Below are 19,641 nucleotides of genomic sequence, written 5' to 3'. Positions count from 1 at the left end.
TTTGCCTTTGATACGCCATTTCTGCATGACTTAATGGTGGCTTCGGCCAGTTTTAATCTCATCGGATTTCAGGCATGACATCGAACCGGCACACGGCGGATAAAGTCGACGTTGTCACCCTGTCCGACGCGGACCGGGCGGCGACCCTCGACCGTCTTTATGATGTCGCGCTCGATCCCGTGCGCTACGAGGCGCTTCTCGACCATTGGGAAAGCGCGATTGGCCCTCTTCGTGCGCAAGTCGATTTGGATGCGCCGCGTCTGTTGGACGAACCCCAGATTTCAGAACATTTTCGCCGCGCCACCGCATTTCTTGATCGCCTTGCGCCTGAAGACGCGGATCATGATGGCCTCGACGCCATGCTGGCCCCGTTTGACCGTGTGCCTGCCCTCTTGCTGGATCGCTGCCGTCACATCCGAGCCGCAAATCCCGCCGCGCATCAGGCCATGGCCCTGCCTGAAAACGCGCGCCTCTTCGATCTGCCGATCCATGAGGCCGATATGGACGCGCTCGCGGGTGCCCTCGACATTCTTTTCGACAGCCGGGAAAAAGATACCGCCGTGCTTCGGGTGCGTTCGGTGCAGGCGGGTCATCTGATCGTATTCCGGTTGCAGCGCTGTGTTGCCCCCGATGGCGCGGTTCTGGTTCTCGCCGCCTCGAATGAAATAAGCATGCCCCCCGGGTTTTGTGAGATTTTGATCGAAGCCTTCGATCTGACCCAGACCGAGGCGGATATCCTCTGCCATTTGGTGGATTGTCGCGGCGTCAATGAGATTGCCGCCGAGCGCGGACGCTCGGTGGATACGATCCGGGCGCAAATCAAGTCGCTGCTCGCCAAGACTGAGACCCACTCACAATTAGAACTGGTGCGTCTCGCGCTCTCGATGATCGACATGACCGCCATGACCGTGCGCGCGGCACCGGGCCCACGCGTGGTCAGCCGAGGTTATGCAGCGCTTTCAGAGCGGGATTTCAAATCACTGGTCATGCCCGACGGGCGGCGCGTGGACTATCTCATCCTTGGGGCACCACGGGGGCGGCCAGTGCTTTACCTGCCCTTGGATTTTGGGTTGGTCCGGTGGCCAGCTTCGGCCGAAGCCTGCGCCACGTTACGTGGCCTCAAAATCATTGTGCCCCTGCGCCCCGGCTATGGCCTGTCGGATATGGTGACGCGGGGCGCGGATTATGATGCGGCGCTCTGCGATGATACGATGCGCATCCTGCGCGCCGAGGGCGTGACGCGCTGTCCCATCCTCTGCCTCAGCGGCGATGCCTTTTATGCGGTCAAGCTGGCCCGGCTCAATCCCTTTGCCTTCAGCGGGATCGTGGCCTGTTCCGGCATGTTGCCCCTCACCCGCCGCGAACAGTTCGAGCGGATGCACAAATGGCACAGGTTCATCCTCGCCGGTGCCAAATACACGCCGCATCTCTTGCCCTTCATGGTCAAGGCGGGCTTTCTGCTCGCGCGCAAGATCGGCAAGCGCAACTTTCTGCACGCTGTCTATGGCAACTCTGCCGCCGATGTGGCGGTGATCGAAGACCCGGAAGCCTTCGAAGCGCTCGCCACGGGATCAGAAGTGGCCCTCTCCGACAAACATTCCGCGCACGAGGCCTTCGCGCGACAGCTTGTGTCTGGCCAACTCGATGATTGGAGCGCAGACGTCGAGGCTTTGCGTGGCGAGCTGCCGCTCGTGTTCATGAACGGCGGGCAAGACCCGCAGGTGCCGCTGGCCACATTCGAGGAATTTCGCCGGGATTACCCTTGGATCGAATTCCATCTGCTTGAGGATGCGGGGCAACTGGCGTTTTTCCGGCATTGGCGCCCGGTTCTGGATCGGCTCACATTACTGCTCGCCGATTAATTGCTGGCCGATTAATCGCGGCCTTTACCCCATTTGGGGTATGACAGACTCAAGGCACTCACATTAGCGTGAAGTTAAGTGATAAGGGCGGCTCGTGTGAGTGATGGCGCATCCGTTTCTGTCGCTTGTCCGCTTTCCTTTCTTAGGGGCGGATAATTTAAAAAGAGTAATTTTAGCAGGACAAAAGGCGGCCTTTACAGGCCGTCTTTTTCTTCTTGCTGCCAAAGGCGGTTATTCTGCGGCCTCGGCGTAGTCCTCCAGCGGTGGACAGGTGCAGATCAGATGTCGGTCACCATAAACATTGTCCACCCGGTTGACCGGCGGCCAATATTTATCCACCCGAAAGGCCCCCGGCGGGAAACAGCCCTGTTCGCGGCTATAGGGACGGTCCCAGTCCTTGACGAGATCCTCCATCGTGTGCGGGGCGTTCTTGAGCGGGTTGTTTTCCGCATCAATCCGACCCTCCTCGATGTCGCGGATCTCTTCGCGGATGGCCAGCATCGCGTCGCAGAACCGATCCAACTCGGCCTTGGTTTCGGATTCAGTCGGTTCCACCATCAAGGTGCCCGCCACCGGCCAGCTCATCGTCGGCGCATGGAAACCACAGTCGATCAGCCGCTTGGCGATGTCATCCACGGTCACGCCCGCGCTCTCGGCAAAGGGGCGCACATCAAGAATGCACTCATGCGCCACCCGACCACCCCGGCCCTTGTAGAGCACCGGAAACGCCCCTTCGAGCCGCTTGGCGATGTAATTGGCGTTGAGGATCGCCACCCGCGTCGCCTGCGTCAGCCCGGCACCCCCCATCATCAGGCAATAGGCCCATGAAATCGGCAAGAGCGAGGGCGACCCAAAAGGCGCAGCACTGACCGGCCCCTGAGAACCGCCCGTTTCGGGATGCCCCGGCAGATGCGGCACAAGATGCGCCTTAACCCCAATTGGCCCCATGCCGGGCCCGCCACCACCATGCGGGATGCAGAACGTCTTGTGCAGGTTAAGGTGGCTCACATCGCCCCCCAAATCACCGGGGCGCGAGAGACCGACCATGGCATTCATATTGGCCCCGTCGATATAGACTTGGCCGCCATGGGCGTGAGTGATCTCACAGACCTCGCGCACCGTTTCCTCGAACACACCATGGGTGGACGGATAGGTAATCATGCAGCCGGCAAGGTTATCCGCATGTTTTTCCGCCTTGGCGCGGAAATCCTCGACATCAATATCGCCATTCTCGGCGGATTTGACAACGACCACATCCCAGCCCACCATCTGCGCGCTCGCCGGATTGGTGCCATGCGCGCTGACCGGGATCAGACAGACGCGGCGATGCCCCTGCCCCTGCGCCCGGTGATAGGCGGCAATGGTCAAAAGCCCCGCATATTCCCCCTGCGCGCCGGAATTGGGCTGCATCGAAATCGCGGCATAGCCGGTGATATCGCAGAGCTTGGCGCTCAGATCGTCGATCATCTCTTTGTAGCCCAGCGCCTGATCAGCGGGCACAAAGGGATGCAAAAGCGAAAACTCGCGCCAACTGACCGGCATCATCTCGGCTGCGGAATTCAGCTTCATCGTGCAGGACCCCAGCGGGATCATCGCCCGATCCAGCGCCAGATCACGATCCGCCAGCCGCCGCATATAGCGCATCATCTCCGTCTCGGCGCGGTTCATGTGGAAAATCGGATGGGTCAGATAGTCGCTCTCGCGCTGCAACACATCGGGGATGCGGTATTCGGGTGTGAAATCGGCATCCTCCATGATGATGCCAAAGGCGCGCCAGACCGATTCAATCGTCGCGGTGCGGCTGCGCTCATCGAGCGTGATCCCGATCCGTGTCTCGCCCACGCGGCGCAGGTTGATCCCCTCGCGGACCGCCGATTGCAGCACGCCGCGCTGCAAAAGACCAACATCGACCGTGATCGTGTCAAAGAAATCGCCCGGTTCCACATGGAACCCTGCCGCCTCCAGACCCTTGGCCAGACGCACCGTCTTGCGGTGGATGCGCTGTGCGATGGCGCGCAGCCCCTTGGGGCCGTGAAACACCGCATACATCGACGCCATGACCGCCAAAAGCGCCTGCGCGGTGCAGACATTCGACGTGGCCTTTTCGCGGCGGATATGCTGCTCGCGGGTTTGCAGGCTCAGGCGATAGGCGCGGTTGCCGTGGCTGTCGATCGACACACCCACGATCCGCCCCGGCATGGCGCGTTTATAGGCATCCTTGGTCGCCATATAGGCGGCATGCGGCCCGCCATAGCCCACCGGCACGCCAAAGCGCTGCGTCGAGCCAACAGCGATATCCGCGCCCATGGCCCCCGGCTCTTTGAGCAGCGTCAGTGCCAGAGGATCGGCAATCACGATCCCAAGCGCGCCGCGCGCGTGCAGCGCTGCAATCTCGGGGGTGAAATCGCGCAGGGTGCCATAGGTGCCGGGATACTGGAAAATCGCGGCAAAGACCTTGTCCGCCTCCAGATCATCCGGGCTGCCCACGATCACCTCGATATCCAAGGGCGCGGCGCGGGTCTGGATAACGGCGATATTCTGCGGATGACAATTCTCATCGACGAAAAACGCCTTGGCCTTGGATTTGGCCACGCGCTGCGCCATAGTCATCGCCTCGGCGGCCGCCGTCGCCTCGTCCAGAAGCGAGGCATTGGCAATCTCAAGCCCGGTCAGATCGCTGACCATGGTCTGAAAGTTCAACAGCGCCTCAAGACGCCCTTGGCTGATTTCCGGCTGATAGGGGGTATAGGCGGTATACCACGCGGGGTTTTCAAAGATGTTCCGCTGGATCGCGGGCGGCGTCACCGTACCGTGATAGCCCTGCCCAATGAGCGAGGTCAGGACCTTGTTCTTGGACGCGGTCTGCCACATGTGGAATTGCAATTCCTGCTCGGACTTCGGCTTGCCGAAATCGAGCGGCTTTTCCTGACGGATGGATTTCGGCACCGTCTCGTCAATCAGGGCCTCGAGAGACCGGACGCCCAGCACCTTGAACATCTCGGTCATTTCCTCGGGTGAGGGGCCGATATGGCGGCGATTTGCGAAATCATAGGGCAGATAATCGGTCGCATTGAACGACATGGGTTTGTCCTCATCAGATCGCGCAGGTGGCATCACGCTGACCCGCGGCTTCTTTTTGGCAAAAATACTCCCGCCGGAGGAGTATTGTTATCGTGTCAGGCGTCTTCACTGCGTGTCACGGGGTTTAATCTTCCTTAAATCACAATGCGTTACTGTGTCAAGGCATCCCGGGGCGGCTCGGGCAGTGTTGCGCCAGAATGTAGATAATTTGGAGGATATTCTTATGGCAAAATCGAATGAATTTACGGTTGCAAAACTCAAATCCTTGCCCTCGGGCAAGTATTGCGATGGACAAGGGTTGTGGCTTCACAAGCGCGCAGACGGCGGGGCGCAATGGATCTTTCGCTTTCATCTCTGGGGACGACAAAGAGAAATGGGCCTTGGCTCGCTGAAAACTGTCAGCCTTGCTGATGCTCGCCGAAAAGCTGACGTGGCGCGCAAACAAGTCCACGAGGGGATCGATCCCGTCAAAGAGCGCCGCCTCCAGCGTCAGCAAGCCAATGCGCGCGATGGTCGCCTCGAAGCCTTGGCCATGGCAGCCTTCGAGGCTCAAAAGCCAAGCCTTAAGGGTGCGAACGCAAACGGCGCATGGCTGGGGCCTCTTCGTGTGCATGTTTTGCCAAAGCTGGGTCAGATGCCGATCGTCAAAATTGATCAAGATGACATCGCACGAGCCCTCTCGACAATCTGGCACGAGAAAACCGTGACGGCAAAGAAAGCGATCTCTCGGCTTCGCATCGTGTTCAAATATGCCAGAGCAAAAGGCTTTCTCGTAAATCGCGAAGTGATTGAAGAAGCCGTCATAATCCTTGGTGAAAACAAGAAACCTGCAAAACCCAGTCTTGCCCTGCCATGGTCAGACGTGCCTGCATTCTATGCAACACTCTCAGACAACGACCTAACGCAACTTGCGCTACGCATGTTGATCCTGACTGGTGTTCGGGCAGACTCGGTCATCAATATGCAGCTCAGTCAGATCAACGGATCCATTTGGAATATTCCTGCACTGTTTGTCAAAGGGCGACTGTCTAACACGACCGGCTTCGACGTGCCTTTGAGTGCCGAGGCGCTGCACGTGATTGAACTGGCAAAGAAAGACGCGCGGAACGGGTATCTCTTCCCCAACTCAACCGGGGGTCCGTTGAATAAAATGGCGATGCGCAACTACCTCGTCGACAATAAAGTGCCAGCGCGTCCGCATGGCTTCCGATCTTCGCTGAGAACGTGGCTTTCAGATCAGGCGCAATGCCCGTTCGAGGTCGCGGAGGCCTGCATTGGCCATGTGCGCAAGGGTGATGCAGCTATCGACGCTTACAATCGCACGAGCTATCTGATGCAGCGCGTTCCGTATATGAATGACTGGGCCGTTTATGTGAGCGGAAAATCATGAACAAAACGTAAACGTGGCTTTAACATTCTTCTGTTAGATTTGTCGTGCCGCACAATAAGAGGATATAAATGACAGACAAGATTTTAAGACAGAGGGATGTGCAAATTATTACCGGCCTGAGCCGCTCGACAATTTACAGACATGTAATTGCAGGGACATTTCCGACCCCGATAAAACTGACCGATCGTCTCATTGGATGGCGGGCCAGCATAATCTTCGAATGGCTGGCGAACCGGCCAGAAGTCTGAACTTCAATCAGACCATTTCAAAAGCCCGCCAGTTGTGGTTCGCAACCGGCGGGCTTTTGCAGCGGAGTGGTGTGACCATTTTTTTGGAAAACTGAACCCAGTCAAACACCACTAGATCGCGCGCACGTCTTCTCACGAGGCTTTGTCGACAGTCCTTTCGCCAGCAATGTGCTTTGCAAACGTCCTAATGTCGCGCGTCGACATCTCTCTGACACGTAAGAGATGCTCCGCCAGATCGACAATCTGCGCTTTTTTCTCTGTAACCAAGGCACGGGCGCTCCTAGACGCTTCCTGCAAATGCAGTTCAACTCGGCGTCTTTCTTTTTGCGGCAAGCGCCAAATCTCGTGCGCGGTCCCGGCATCCCAAGTGAGACCACTCTCGCCGAACCCCCACTGTCGCTCGATGGCGAGGGCCAAATTTGTCGCCTGTGCCAGATCACTTTCTGCACCGCTTCCCGCTCCAGAACTAGGGTCGCCAAAGATGCAAATTTCGGCGGCTCTCCCCGCAAGTAGGATATGAAGACGCTCTCTTGCGGTTTTTGGTGTCAGCATGTGAAACGGCATGTGCTCGACTTGCCCACCTTGTGCCGTTAGACAAACCCGCTTTGGCAGGGGCCAACCCAAATGCAACATTGCCACCACGTGACCGGCCTCATGAACTGCGGCCCGACGCAGAATCTCCTGGTCCAATTTAGGCACAATTTGGTCGGCTGCGATCTCGAGGTGGTTTTGTCGAACGGTCATTCGGTCCTCCCGTGCTCGCCCCAAAGCATCACGAACGATGGCCTCCGCGACGGCTCCGGACTGTCCCAATAGTCTGGCGGCAAGATTGGCGAGATTGAGATTTTTGGCAGTCGCAGCCCCAAGTTTCTCGGCAAGTATAGCCTCAAGACCCTTCTTATCAGGGTACGGAACATGCAGCTTGAGATCGAAACGGCCGCTGCGGATCACGGCAGGGTCAACTGTTTCCAGCGCATTCGTCGCTCCAAAGAGAATTAGCCCTTCGACATCTTTCGCCCGGTTGATCTGCTCGAGCAGGCCATTGACGACCCCGCGCATATAGCTCGAGTTGTATTGTGCGGCGTCTCGTTGCGAGAAACTGTCGAGTTCATCAATGAATAGTACAGCTGGGGCAGCTTCTTTCGCGGCAGAAAAGGCCCTGTCCAGGGCAGCAAGCATATCCCCTTGATGCCCAAATTTCTGACAATCAGAATATGACGTTTCAATGAGCGCGATACCCGCCGAGCGAGCGAACGCTCTCGCCAGTGTGGTTTTTCCGGTCCCCGGAGCGCCGTGAAACACAGCGCTTGAGGTCACGTCCGCCCAAGATAGCGATCCCGCCTGCCAAGCGGCCAGATCATTCAACATCCGATCCAAATATCCGCGCACCTTTCCTATGCCGTGCACGTTGTCTAGAGAAAGGACTGGCTGCGGACGCGCCATTTTTCGGTCAATTTCAGCAAGCCGATCTGCAACTTTCAGCGTAGTTTGGGCGGCAAACGCTGAATCGATCTGGCCCGGCGTGAAGGTTTTCAGAAGCTCCGCAGCAGGCAAGCGGTTGCGGATGTCTGTCTCGGCCAGCAGCCCCGTGCTACTATGACTTAAGCGCAGGGTCTCGATCACGATATCCGTGGTAAATCCCGGCCAATCGACCCGGCGCGTGATCAGCGCCGCCGTTGCATCCGGCAGCTGTATCTCCGCTGTCGTCACCAGCAGAATTGCGGCTCCTTGGGACAAGCTACGTTCGACCTTTGCATCCAGCAAGCTCTGCGTTCGCAGCGTGGTTCTGCGTGCAAGCCCCTCTTCCTCACCCCCGAAAATGCAATGCAGATTCGCCGCCTGTTGTGACGAGAGCAGACCTTGCCAATGCGCGACGAAATTCGGCAGGATCTGTTCGAGCATGCACAGAAGCGCCACTGAGTGGCAGCGAACATGTGTCACTTGCCCTGATAGGAAAATATCCCGCAGATGCTCCTCGCTATCCACAAGTCGCGCCGCAGCGAAGGCCGCGGCAATTAAAGAAGGTGGTGGGTTGCCCCGCCGCAACACCCGACCCTCCGCTTCAGAGTGCTGTGCCCAGGGATCTCGGCCAGCACGGATCGCCGTGGCGATGTCAAGGTCGCTCATGGAGTTGGCCATTGGCGTTTCCGACGCCTCCCAGCTTGGCTTTGCTGCATCTTGAAGCAAATCTTCTGGCAAACTTGCGACGAAGTCAGCTTCATCCGGCTCCTCAGGATCCTCGCGAATTTCGTGCACTCCGTACCAGTTTGTTTTAAACAGGTTGCGCGCGGTAGCGCGTGCCAGATCCAGGGCAAAGTTATGTGTGGTGGATGCGTTTGAAATAGGTTTATTGCTCATAATCGCCTCCACCGTTCAGCATTGATGCTGGCATTAGACCGGTGACACTGGGTCTAGTAAGCCTCAGATCATCTATAGCCCGTTCGAGACTGGCGCAGGGGTCCGTGCGCAGAGCTTGAATTTCTGAGATAGCAATCCTCTGGGACCCCTGCCTACTCGCAGAGAATTTAACTGCGTTTTCGGACAATGCGACCATTGCCACAAGATCGAAATCATCCGTTTCATAGCGCTTCACTCCCGTCGGCGAACGATGATAGCCTTTGGTCAAATTAAAGTGGAAGTATCCGTCCCGGGCACGGCAGCAAGTCTTGATCTGCAGCCGCAGTTCACATGTCGGGTGATAGACGATGCGATCAGCAGGGAGCATCTCCGGTAACTGCGATGTGTAAATGCCAAAACGTAACAGAATACTGTCGACAAGGTATTCGCCAGACAGGCCAAACCATTTTCCATGGCGTGTCAGCGCATCTCGCGACAGATTTGGGAAGTCACGAATATCGTTGGTTGTGATGCGGTCATTTTGAGAGGCGAAAAGCGTCTCAAATCCGCTCAATAGCGGTTGTTTACTCATGTTCAATTCCTTTTTGAGTATGTTTTAGATCGATCGGCGCAGGCGCGCCGACCGGAGAAAATGAATTTTCTGAAAATCTCTGAAAATCAGGCCGCGAGCGGCAAGTGCCGCGTGGGCTTCTCGTCACCCGAACGCGCGCTTGCATGCTCGATCATCTGTTCGATGCCCAAGCGCGCTTCCTGTGCGAGGTCCAACACAGCCGGTGAAATGTCCTTATGCGCTTTGAGCACGCAACGCATCGCATGGGACCGCGCAGCCTCGAGCGTGCTAACGGTGGTGGCCGACACGGCGCAAGACATAAGCACCGCCATTCGATGCAGCAACTTGTCATCTGCAGAGCGCGGTTTTAGAGCCGCGATCATATCCGCTTGGATGGCGACTAGCTTCCAAGCCGCGTCGACTTCTGGACAATAAAGCTGCTGAGAAATCATATCCCAGCCTGCATCTGCAGCGAGTTCCTCTTCTTCAATCGCTTGAAGCAATCGGAGCATAAGTTCGCAAAAATGATCGAACAAATTGTCTTCTTGTTTTGCCGCGGCTTTCGCCGCGCGGGATCGAGTGATAGTAGTACTTTTAGACATGATGATCTCCTCTTTAGATCTTTGTGTTAGAGCGAGGTAAGAGCACCACCTCTTGCCTCGCTTGGTAATTTATGACATTATTAATTCTTAAAGTCAATAACTGATTCTGGAATTCTGCAATGAAAAAGATCGGGCGTCCAAAAACCGATACAAGCGCGGTTACTTTACGCTTATCAAACGATATGCTTGAACAAATAGACAGCGAACGCAGGTGCCAAGGCGATATTCCAACGCGTCAAGAAATGATCCGCCGCATTCTTGCGACGTGGCTAGAACAGCAAGCGCAAGCCCAAAGATAGAATTGTCTCTTCGACGGTTGAAACCAAGGGCCACAGATTTTGGGGGCACAGATTTCCGCGCGCCGAAAATTGCCACCGCTCCCAAGTGGCTCGGAAGCCAAAGGCTCCTCCCTCGCGGCTTGTTGGTAAACGCCAATGACTGGGAGCGGCTGATTTTGATAGCGCGGAATCTTGGCCTCCCCTCACATGAACTGGCGGCCCACCTGCTCGGGGGGCCATTCTTGCAATGAGCTGGCGCGATCAATTTTCCAATAAGCGTGGTGCAATAGGACCAAGTTTGGAAGTCCCCCAAACCCTCATGCCGGGTGCGGCCTATCGAGCGCTCCCGGATGACCGCGCTCTGGTCTGCGCACCGGATTCAGTGCTGACACCTGCACGATCTGGTCCGCCCGGTTGCCTGAGAGACCTCGAGACGTGTTCGCACTTCCATAGTTGGACTGCGTGCGCGTGCTTTGATGACCGAGGACGGTCGCGATTTCCTCTTTGCTCCACCGGGCTCCCCCAGATCGCAGGTCAGACGAGAGCGCATGCCGAAATACGTATGGCGATAACCGCTGCTGCAGCCGTGGAAACGCGACCCTGCCAAGCCTCTCCACCAGTTTCCCAATACTGTTCGTCACGCGACGTTGCCGCTCGGTCGGCATTAGCGCTATGCCCGTCTGGCTGTACCTCGGTACAGCCAGCCTCAGGACTGTTTGACAATCGTACCGATCTGAGACACGCGCGAAGAGCCAGTGGGCTTCATGGGTTTGACAGCAAACCTCGATCCTGCGCAGATCCTGCCCCTTTCCGTATCCTCCGATCTCTGCGTTCTCAAGTTTCGCCCCAGAAATCTCAAATGCTAGGTGGTTTTCACCGTCGCGCTCAAATGCCCGGATTACAACGCCCAAGTTATCGGCAAGTTCCGCAGAGCGGCATCCCGTCAGCATCAGTGCAGCGATACAGGCCCGCCGGTGATCATCTATATGTTGATCTAGCAGCACCGCACGTTGCCAAAAGTGAGTGCGCCAGTCGTACCCCGGGTTTTCTTTCGTGCGGCGTCGTTGATGTTGATTGAGCGCGTAAAGCGCTTTTTTCTTTGACGTTTCTGCCCGAGGCGAATTATTTTGCCCGTTGTTCGACGCTTGCCGCACTGCCCTATGCTCAGGATCCGGCGGCACTTGAAGCAAGAACGCGACAGCGCGCTCGAACATCTTGAGGTCAGCACGCGAAAGTGTCGACGTGGCCAATTTGATCTGATCCAGCGTCTCCCGATCAAGATAGCGCTTAAGATGACGGACAAGCTCCCCGCGAGCCTCGCTGTCGTTGGTCTTCGCGTGCACGCGCCGCCAATACCCTGGCGCCAACTCGAGGACCGTTTGGGCGGCTAAACGTACAACTGCTGACCGATAACTTTGACGACTGTTTGAACCCTTCCAGTCGTGATGTTCGGTTCGAGATAGATACGCCCGAAATGGATCGCGGGAGGGATGCTTGCGGGCCAAAGCTGCAGCCCGCTGCTCATACTTTTGAAAGGTGCCCGATCGATATAGCTTTTCAACCGAACACTTTTTATTCGAGAGCAGGGCCAGATGATACGCTTCGATACTCTTCTGAAAAAGGTCGATCTCTGACCTGTCCTGATCAGATATCCTTGGCAGTTCTGTAAATCGGTCTTCCTGGTCTGGTCTGAAAAAGCTGCCTTCAAAGTATGTCATTTTAGAAATCTCCTTTTTGAAAAAATTTGTGCTCTGATACCAATTGCGTCTAGCGGGTTCGAAACTGAACATCCCAGAGGTGCCCGCATTGTTCCCCCTCAACGTCGCGGGGAGGATTGTTATGCCAAGCCTTTGTGCTGTCTGGAAATTGACCCTTCACCCGACCTATGCAGATGACGGCGCGGTAATGAAAACTCAGAACCAAGTCGCAAAAATGTAAAGAATAGTAACAGATTTGTTGAAACTTGGGCGCGCACCCAGCGACCCGATCATGCGTCACTTCGGACCACTTCCAAGTGGCACAAATAAATTCTGCGGTCTCTGCCTGTTGATGCAGGAATCACATTGATAATCAAACGGGCGTCTTGCAGCTCAATGATCCCTTGAAACCGTTCGCCACCGTCGGGGATGTCAATCAGATCGAACGAGCGCCTCTCTGGTTTCACGTGCAATCCTTGCAACATCCCACGGCGGCGGATGTTGCCATCCTTGTCACGTGCGCTGCACAGCTTGACAAAGAGGCTGCGCTGAAAGCCATCCAGTTTGATCTCTGCAAGCCATGCAATTTGGTCGTGATCGTTGATTTTCTGAAACACGCCCGCGTAATCAGATCTTCGAAGTCCTACGAGGGCGTAGCCTGCGACCTGTTTTTTTACCTTGGCGTCGTATTCCTGACGTTTCTTGCCAGCCAACTTCCTATTTTCGTTCATATTATTCTCCCAGTCATGAAAGTGACATGGAGTTTAAATCTTATAGGAAATTTAAAATTCAGGTGATTAAGCGTTTCACAGCTCACAGGCGTCGGAACTGGTCGCGCTGGAGGGATCAGATGTCGGAAAAGTGTGTGAGGAGTTTATACTTAAATTGTGACAGTCCAAGACCGACCATACCTGCCAATGCCGGAACATCGGCTTCCCTATTGGTCAAACTCACCGCTGCACAGTTGCCGCGCTCGCTGAGTTTCACAAAGCCAACGGTTGCGACTACGGGGCTATCTAGCGCCCATAAGGAAAGAGTACAGACTGGATATGCCTCAGACCTTTTGCGCGCCCACTATGCGCGGGATGCGACAACGTTCAACGATAATACTGCTGAGGCGCTGTTCTCGGCGATGCTAAGTTGCATCTTTGGCGAGGTTCGCGCAGAAATAGTTTATGGATCAGCACCATAGTAATTTCGAGTTCCTCGACCGTTTAGATCGTGACCTTGCCAACCTTGGCAGGCTCGCTGAGAGCTATTTTCAAGACGACCCCAGCACCAGCTTGATTAAGTTGCGGCAATTCGCTGAGAGATTGACCCGTCGACATTCTGCTCTCGTCGGCAGCACTGTGCATGAGGCTGAAACCCAAGCCGATGTATTGCGCCGCCTTCAATACGAACGGTCAGCCCCGGATCGGGTTCTTGATGTTCTGCACCACATTCGGAAACTAGGCAACGCTGCAGTCCACGATGGCGCAGGCAATCATCGGGAGGCGTTGGCGTGCTTGAAAATGGCCGTCCAACTCGGGGTCTGGCACGTCCGCACTAGCACAGCCGAGAAAGACTTTGCTAAAACGCCGTTCCTGCCGCCTTCCTCGCCGCAGAACCCGAATGTAGAACTACAGCAAGAACTCGAACGCCTTCGTGTCGAGCGCAACGAGGCATTGAGCGCAGCCCAAAGGGCTGAGGAAGCTCATCGAGAAGCACGCTTGGCCGCGGAAACCGCTGAGATGCGGCATCAAAGGGAGCAAGAAGAAAGGAAAACTTGGGAAGCCCTTGCGCAGGATGCAGATCGTCAACTGCGTGATTTCGTCGAACAAGCTCAGAGACAAGCGCCTGCCGCTAAGATGTCCTTCGTGACAGCCGCCAACGAAGCGGCTGGTGTGATAGACCTCGACGAACAGGCCACCCGCGCCCTGATTGACCAGCAACTGCGAGATCGGGGCTGGGAAGCCCACAGTGTTGACTTTCGTTATGCCAAAGGCACGCGGCCTGTGAAGGGCCGCCATATTGCTATTGCGGAATGGCCGACGCAGTCCGGCCCAGCCGACTATGCGCTTTTCGTGAGCGAAACTTGCGTCGGGATCGTTGAGGCCAAGCGTTACCGAAAGAACATTTCTGCGGCAGTGGATCAGGCAGAGCGCTATTCGAAGGGTTTTTCCTGGTCTGGTAATTCAGAGACTTGGAGTGACGGCTTTGTGGTTCCATTTGTCTTTGCCACGAATGGACGCCCCTATCTGAAACAGGTTGAAACTGAGAGCGGCATCTGGTTCCGAGATGTGCGGCTGCCCAATAATCTGCGTCGCGCCTTGGTCGGGTGGTTCCGGCCCGAAGAACTCATCTCCATGCTCGAAGTGGAGAAGGAAAAGGCGCAAGCCGCTTTGCAGGCCCGATCTTTTGATTTCGGGTTCGATCTGCGCCCCTATCAGGAAGCGGCGATCCGGGAGGTCGAGAAGACACTCGCCACTGAAAAGCGTGAAATGCTTGTGGCGATGGCTACAGGAACTGGCAAAACCAAGTTGGCCATCGCGATGATGTATCGCCTGCTGGCCACCAAACGTTTCCGGCGCATTTGCTTCGTAGTTGACCGTTCCGCCCTGGGAACGCAAACCACCGACGAATTCATGAGTACGGCCATCGAAGGGCCAAAGACCTTTGGCCAGTTGTTCGGCATCAAAGGGCTTGAGGACATCAAGCCTGACCCCGAGATCCGCGTTCACATCTGCACGATCCAAGGGCTTGTGAAGCGGGTGCTCTACAACGCCGAACCCACAGAAGTGCCGCCCATCGGTCAATACGACCTGATGGTGATCGACGAATGTCACCGTGGCTATCTTCTAGACCGGGAGATGTCAGACGCTGAGCTGAGTTTCCGGGGACAAGAGGATTACGTTTCAAAATACCGCCGCGTTCTGGAACACTTCGACGCGGTCAAGATCGGCCTCACGGCCACCCCCGCACTGCACACAGCCCAGATTTTCGGCGACCCCATCTATACCTACACCTACCGCGAAGCCGTGGTTGACGGTTGGCTGATTGACCACGAACCCCCGATCCGCTTCCAGACCGCGCTTGCCAAGGCCGGTATTACGTTTGAGGCTGGTGAAGACGTTGAGCTTCTAGATAGTCAGACGGGCGAGGTGCAGAACGCGACGGCCCCGGATGATCTGAGCTTTCAAGTTGAAGCGTTCAACCGCAAGGTCATCACCCAACCTTTCAATCAGATCATCGCGGAAGAACTGGCCAAGCACATTGACCCGAGCCTTGAGGGAAAGACCCTCGTTTTTGCTGCGACCGATGCGCATGCCGACATTGTTGTCAATGAACTGAAAAAGGCCTTCGCCGCGCAATATGGGTCGATTGAAGATGCCGCCATCCGCAAGATCACCGGCAGCGTCGACAAGGTCGGCACCCTGATCCGGTCCTTCCGCAACGATGCCTTCCCGCAGATTGCCGTGACCGTGGACCTGCTGACCACCGGCATTGACGTGCCGAAGATTACGAACCTCGTCTTCATTCGCCGCGTGAACAGTCGCATCCTTTATGAGCAGATGATTGGTCGGGCGACTCGCCGATGCGATGACATCGGCAAGGAAGTCTTCCGCATCTTCGATGCGGTGGATCTTTACGCCAAGTTGCAGGACCTCACGCAGATGAAGCCGGTTGCCAGCAATCCGAAGCTGACCTTCGAACAGCTCTTCGATGAACTGGCCACCGTGACCGAGGAAGACCAGCGCGAGCTTGTCCGCGATCAGGTTTTGGCCAAGCTGCACCGCAAGCTGCGCAAGCTGCCGAGCAAGGTCGCCCAGATGGTCGAAGACCTGACCGGCGAAACGGTCGAACAACTCCGCGACAGGCTGCGCCAAGGCTCGCCCAGCGATGCCGCAGCCCATGCCAAGAAATACGCGGGTCTTGGCAAAATCCTCGACTGGAACCCGGACGGCACGGGGCCGAACCTGATCCCAATCTCGCACCACGAAGATAGCATGCACGCCGTCACCACGGGCTATGGCCAGTATGAAAAGCCCGAAGACTTCCTCGACACCTTCCGGTCCTTCGTGAAGAACAACCAGAACCAGATCGCCGCGCTGACAGTCGTCGTGCAGCGCCCGCGCGACCTGACGCGGGCCGAACTGCGGTCCTTGCGTCTGGAACTGGACAAGATGGGCTTTTCGGAAACCAGCCTGCGACGGGCATGGAACGACGCCTCAAACGAGGATATCGCCGCCTCAATCATTGGCTTTGTCCGTCAGGCCGCGCTTGGCGATCCGCTGATCCCATTTGAGGCCCGCGTCCAGCAAGCGACCAAAGCCATCCTACTCAAATCCAAATGGACCGATCCGCAAAAGCAATGGCTGCGCCGAATCGCAGAACAAATCACCAAGGAAATCGTGCTTGACCGCGACAGCATTGACCATGGCAACTTCGCGGCCCATGGCGGCTTCAACCGGCTGAACAAGGTGTTTAACGGTCAGCTGGAAACCATTCTACACGACTTCAACGAAGAACTCTGGAAAGTGAGCGCATGAACCCGAATACCGCTGAAATCGTTGCCAAACTCTGGCGCGAGGCCAAGACGCTTCAAGGCGCTGGCATCTCGATCATGCATTACGTCAACGAACTGACCTACCTCTTGTTCCTCAAGATGCTGGAGGAAACGGGTCAGACCGCGATGATCCCGCCTGCATACAGCTGGTCTGAGCTATCCAAGGCCGAAGGCGGCGACCAGCTGCGCTATTACAAGAAGCTGCTGCTTGATCTGGGCGATCCGGAAATCGTGCATAACCCTATGGTGCAGGCTATCTTCACCGACGCCATCACCCATCTGCGCGAACCCAAAGACCTGAAAACGCTGACCACCAACATCGACAAGATCGACTGGTTCACAGCCCGCGAAGACGGCCTTGGCGACATGTACGAAGGCCTGATGCAAAAGGTCATGTCGGACACCAAGTCCAAGGCGGGCCAGTACTTTACCCCTCGCGCCCTGATCGACAGCATTATACGCCTTATCCAGCCGCAGGCGGGCGAGGTGATCCAAGACCCCGCGACCGGAACGGGTGGCTTCCTCATCGCTGCTGACCGCTACATCAAGGATGCTACCGACGATCTGTTCAAACTGTCCGAGGATCAGGGCCGATTCCAACGCCGCATGGCATTCCGTGGCCACGAATGGGTGCCAGACACTCGCCGCCTTTGCGTGATGAACATGCTGCTGCACGGGATTGAGAGCCTTGTCGGCTGCGAAGACAGCTGCGCCCCGCAGGGTGAGATGTTGGGTAAGGCGCATGTGATCCTTACCAATCCGCCCTTCAACAAGATGCCATCCAACACCAACCGGCCTGACTTCACCCTGACTGCTGGCGAGCGCGTCGGCCCCATGCCCTTCCTTGAACATGCTATCCGCAGCCTGAAACCCGGTGGGCGCTGCGCCATTGTCATGCCTGACAACATCCTGTTCGGCGATGGCTTGGGCACCGAATTGCGCCGCTTCCTGATGGTGAACTGCAACCTGCACACCATCCTGCGCCTGCCCACGGGCATCTTCTATGCCCAGGGCGTGAAAACCAACGTCATGTTTTTCACCCGCGTGACCGACAAGGTCTATCCCGCCAACCACAAGGTGCAGGCGACCGAAGCCGTCTGGCTCTATGACCTGCGCACCAACATGCCGTCTTTTGGCAAGACCAACGCCCTGACGGCACAGCATTTCGAGGAGTTTGAGCGGCTGTTTGGCCCCGACCCCAAGGGCGGATCAGAACGCGAGGAGGGCGGTGAGGCCAGCCGCTGGCGCAAGCTGACCCGCGATCAGATCACAGCGCGGGGCGACAACCTTGATTGGACATGGCTGCGAGATGAAAGCGGCGATCCCGAAGACGAGATGACCGAACCCGATGAGATCGCCGCAGCGATCATGGGCCATCTGCGGGCTGCATTGGAAGAGATCGAAGGGCTGGCCGAGGAACTGGACACCGCGCCCATGGTGGAGGCGGCGGAATGATGGGGCTGCCGCAGGGGTGGGCTGCGCCAAAGCTGGAAGAGGTCTGCGATTTTAACCCGAAGCACAGTAGCGATGCGGACCAAAGCCAATTGGCTTCTTTCGTGCCTATGCCCGCCGTATCGGAACATTCCGGGGCGATTGATGGCGCAGTGGACCGTCCCTTGTCTGAGATTTGGAAGGGTTACACGCACTTTGCCGATAGCGATGTGATTTTCGCCAAGATCACACCCTGCATGGAAAACGGAAAAGCGGCAGTGGCTCGGGGCCTCACGAACGGGATTGCATGCGGATCGACTGAGTTTCATGTCCTTCGTTCCAAGGGCGCGGTTCTGCCCGAATACGTTTGGCGCTTCATGCGCCAAGACAGTTTCCGCCGTGATGCCGAAGCACATATGTCAGGGGCTGTCGGACAGCGCCGCGTTCCAAAGCCGTATCTTGAGCAGCACGAGATACCCCTCCCGCCACTCCCCGAACAGCGGCGGATTGTGCGCAAGCTCGACACCCTCAGCGCCCGCAGCACCACCGCCCGCACCCACCTCACCGCCATCGAAAAGCTGGTGGAGCGGTATAAGGAAAGTGTGCGACAACAAGCTTTTGTTGGTGTGATATCAGAGAGTTGGCGTGAGCACGCAAAGCATGATGAAGACGGCTCAGTTCTGCTTGATCGCGTGAGACATCTTCACAAGACTTATTGGTTGCAGATGCTGCGGGAAAAGATGCCCGCCGGTCGCCCGACTTCGTCAGATGCGACACTGCTGAAGAAATACCAAGCGCCAGAGCGGCTCGCCGAAACCGATCAGCCCCATGGAGTTCCGCAAACTTGGACTTGGGCGGCTGCCGAAGAGATAGTCGAGCCAGGCGCAGAGATCGTCTATGGTATCGTTCAACCTGGACCGAAACTAGAAAACGGTATCCCATATGTTCGCGGGATGGATATTGTGAACGGTGTTATTCAAACTGGCCAACTCTTGAAAACAAGCCCCGAGATTGCCCAAAAGTACGAACGGGCCTCTTTGAACGGCAACGATATTCTGCTTGGGATCATCAGAGCCACCAAAGTTGCAATCGTGCCGCCTGAGATTGAGGGAGCAAACATTACTCAGGGAACGGCGCGGTTTAGGCCCTCTTGTGTGATTTCTACGGAGTTCCTAGCTCATTGGCTATCAAGCAAGACTGCTCAGTCGTGGTTGCACGCCAAGTATCGTGGAATTGACATGCCGGGGCTCAACCTCAGAGATGTACGGAGGGTGCCAGTTCCGCTACCCCCTCTCGAAGAACAACGCGAAATCGTCCGCCGCATCGAAACCGCCTTCGCCAAGATCGACCGGCTCAAAGCCGAGGCCGCAAAGGCCGTGAAACTGCTGGGCCACCTCGACCAGCGCATTCTAGCCAAAGCCTTCGCAGGCGACCTCGTCCCCCAAGACCCGAATGACGAATCCGCCGAAACCCTACTCGCCCGCATCCGCGAAGATAGACTGGGTCAACCAGCCGCTCGGCGTAGACGGCGGCGAGAGGCTTAATTGCAGATGAAATCGCAAGGCTGACAAGAGCGAACGAGATACAAGGAACGGAGG

General features: G+C 56.7%; 13 protein-coding genes. 7 read left to right on the top strand and 6 right to left on the bottom strand.

Going from position 1 to position 19,641, the window contains the following annotated elements; all coding sequences use genetic code 11:
* Window positions 1–74 precede the first annotated feature (74 nt).
* Window positions 75–1,862: a helix-turn-helix transcriptional regulator gene (locus tag ACLGGT_RS14730; RefSeq protein ID WP_437196681.1), complete on the top strand. Its 1,788-nt coding sequence runs from the start codon at window positions 75–77 to the stop codon at window positions 1,860–1,862.
* 231 nt (window positions 1,863–2,093) lie between these two features.
* Here ACLGGT_RS14730 and gcvP read toward each other — a convergent pair whose 3' ends face one another.
* On the bottom strand, window positions 2,094–4,943 hold the full coding sequence (gcvP, locus tag ACLGGT_RS14725) for an aminomethyl-transferring glycine dehydrogenase (protein ID WP_437196680.1): 2,850 nt from the start codon (window positions 4,941–4,943) through the stop codon (window positions 2,094–2,096).
* A 223-nt stretch (window positions 4,944–5,166) separates the two neighbouring features.
* On the opposite strand from gcvP, the gene ACLGGT_RS14720 reads away from it, so the two are divergent.
* Both ACLGGT_RS14720 and ACLGGT_RS14715 read left to right on the top strand, forming a co-directional pair.
* The gene (locus tag ACLGGT_RS14720; protein ID WP_437196679.1) at window positions 5,167–6,333 is read left to right on the top strand and encodes a tyrosine-type recombinase/integrase; all 1,167 of its coding nucleotides are present in this window, start codon (window positions 5,167–5,169) and stop codon (window positions 6,331–6,333) included.
* 68 nt (window positions 6,334–6,401) lie between these two features.
* A complete protein-coding gene (locus ACLGGT_RS14715) occupies window positions 6,402–6,581 on the top strand; it encodes a helix-turn-helix transcriptional regulator (protein WP_437196678.1) in 180 nt (59 codons plus the stop codon).
* Between the two features lie 132 nt (window positions 6,582–6,713).
* On the opposite strand, the gene ACLGGT_RS14710 is transcribed toward ACLGGT_RS14715, so the two are convergent.
* The 3 genes from ACLGGT_RS14710 to ACLGGT_RS14700 all read right to left on the bottom strand — a co-directional run bounded on the left by ACLGGT_RS14710 (window position 6,714) and on the right by ACLGGT_RS14700 (window position 10,091).
* Window positions 6,714–8,939, bottom strand: coding sequence for an AAA family ATPase (locus ACLGGT_RS14710; RefSeq protein ID WP_437196677.1), 2,226 nt, complete (start codon window positions 8,937–8,939; stop codon window positions 6,714–6,716).
* Window positions 8,929–9,510: a hypothetical protein gene (locus ACLGGT_RS14705; protein WP_437196676.1), complete on the bottom strand. Its 582-nt coding sequence runs from the start codon at window positions 9,508–9,510 to the stop codon at window positions 8,929–8,931. Before ACLGGT_RS14705 ends, ACLGGT_RS14710 begins: the two co-directional genes overlap by 11 nt.
* 86 nt (window positions 9,511–9,596) lie before the next feature.
* The gene (locus ACLGGT_RS14700) at window positions 9,597–10,091 is read right to left on the bottom strand and encodes a hypothetical protein (RefSeq protein WP_437196675.1); all 495 of its coding nucleotides are present in this window, start codon (window positions 10,089–10,091) and stop codon (window positions 9,597–9,599) included.
* Between the two features lie 119 nt (window positions 10,092–10,210).
* Between ACLGGT_RS14700 and ACLGGT_RS14695 the strand changes: the two genes are divergently transcribed.
* On the top strand, window positions 10,211–10,390 hold the full coding sequence (locus ACLGGT_RS14695) for a ribbon-helix-helix protein, CopG family (protein ID WP_437196674.1): 180 nt from the start codon (window positions 10,211–10,213) through the stop codon (window positions 10,388–10,390).
* A gap of 296 nt (window positions 10,391–10,686) precedes the next feature.
* Here ACLGGT_RS14695 and ACLGGT_RS14690 read toward each other — a convergent pair whose 3' ends face one another.
* Complete coding sequence (locus tag ACLGGT_RS14690) at window positions 10,687–12,087, bottom strand: hypothetical protein (RefSeq protein WP_437196673.1); 1,401 nt, start codon at window positions 12,085–12,087, stop codon at window positions 10,687–10,689.
* 269 nt (window positions 12,088–12,356) lie between these two features.
* Window positions 12,357–12,797, bottom strand: a complete 441-nt coding sequence (locus ACLGGT_RS14685; RefSeq protein ID WP_437196672.1) for a hypothetical protein — start codon at window positions 12,795–12,797, stop codon at window positions 12,357–12,359.
* A gap of 444 nt (window positions 12,798–13,241) precedes the next feature.
* Here ACLGGT_RS14685 and hsdR point away from each other — a divergent pair, with 444 nt between their 5' ends.
* The 3 genes from hsdR to ACLGGT_RS14670 are packed head-to-tail and all read left to right on the top strand — an operon-like array spanning window position 13,242 to window position 19,587.
* Entirely contained in the window at window positions 13,242–16,595 is a 3,354-nt protein-coding gene (gene hsdR / locus ACLGGT_RS14680; RefSeq protein ID WP_437196671.1) for a type I restriction-modification system endonuclease, read from the top strand.
* Window positions 16,592–18,067 carry an N-6 DNA methylase gene (locus ACLGGT_RS14675; protein WP_437196669.1) on the top strand — a complete coding sequence of 492 codons (1,476 nt, stop codon included), beginning with the start codon at window positions 16,592–16,594 and terminating at the stop codon, window positions 18,065–18,067. The genes hsdR and ACLGGT_RS14675 overlap by 4 nt, the downstream gene beginning before the upstream one ends.
* The gene (locus tag ACLGGT_RS14670; RefSeq protein ID WP_437196668.1) at window positions 18,064–19,587 is read left to right on the top strand and encodes a restriction endonuclease subunit S; all 1,524 of its coding nucleotides are present in this window, start codon (window positions 18,064–18,066) and stop codon (window positions 19,585–19,587) included. Before ACLGGT_RS14675 ends, ACLGGT_RS14670 begins: the two co-directional genes overlap by 4 nt.
* Window positions 19,588–19,641: the final 54 nt, after the last annotated feature.

The sequence above is a fragment of the Roseovarius sp. MS2 genome, from assembly GCF_051447875.1.
GTDB classification, from domain to species: domain Bacteria; phylum Pseudomonadota; class Alphaproteobacteria; order Rhodobacterales; family Rhodobacteraceae; genus Roseovarius; species Roseovarius mucosus_A.
The sequence above is the reverse complement of the archived record's forward strand: the minus strand, read 5'-3'. Positions and strand labels throughout refer to the sequence as shown.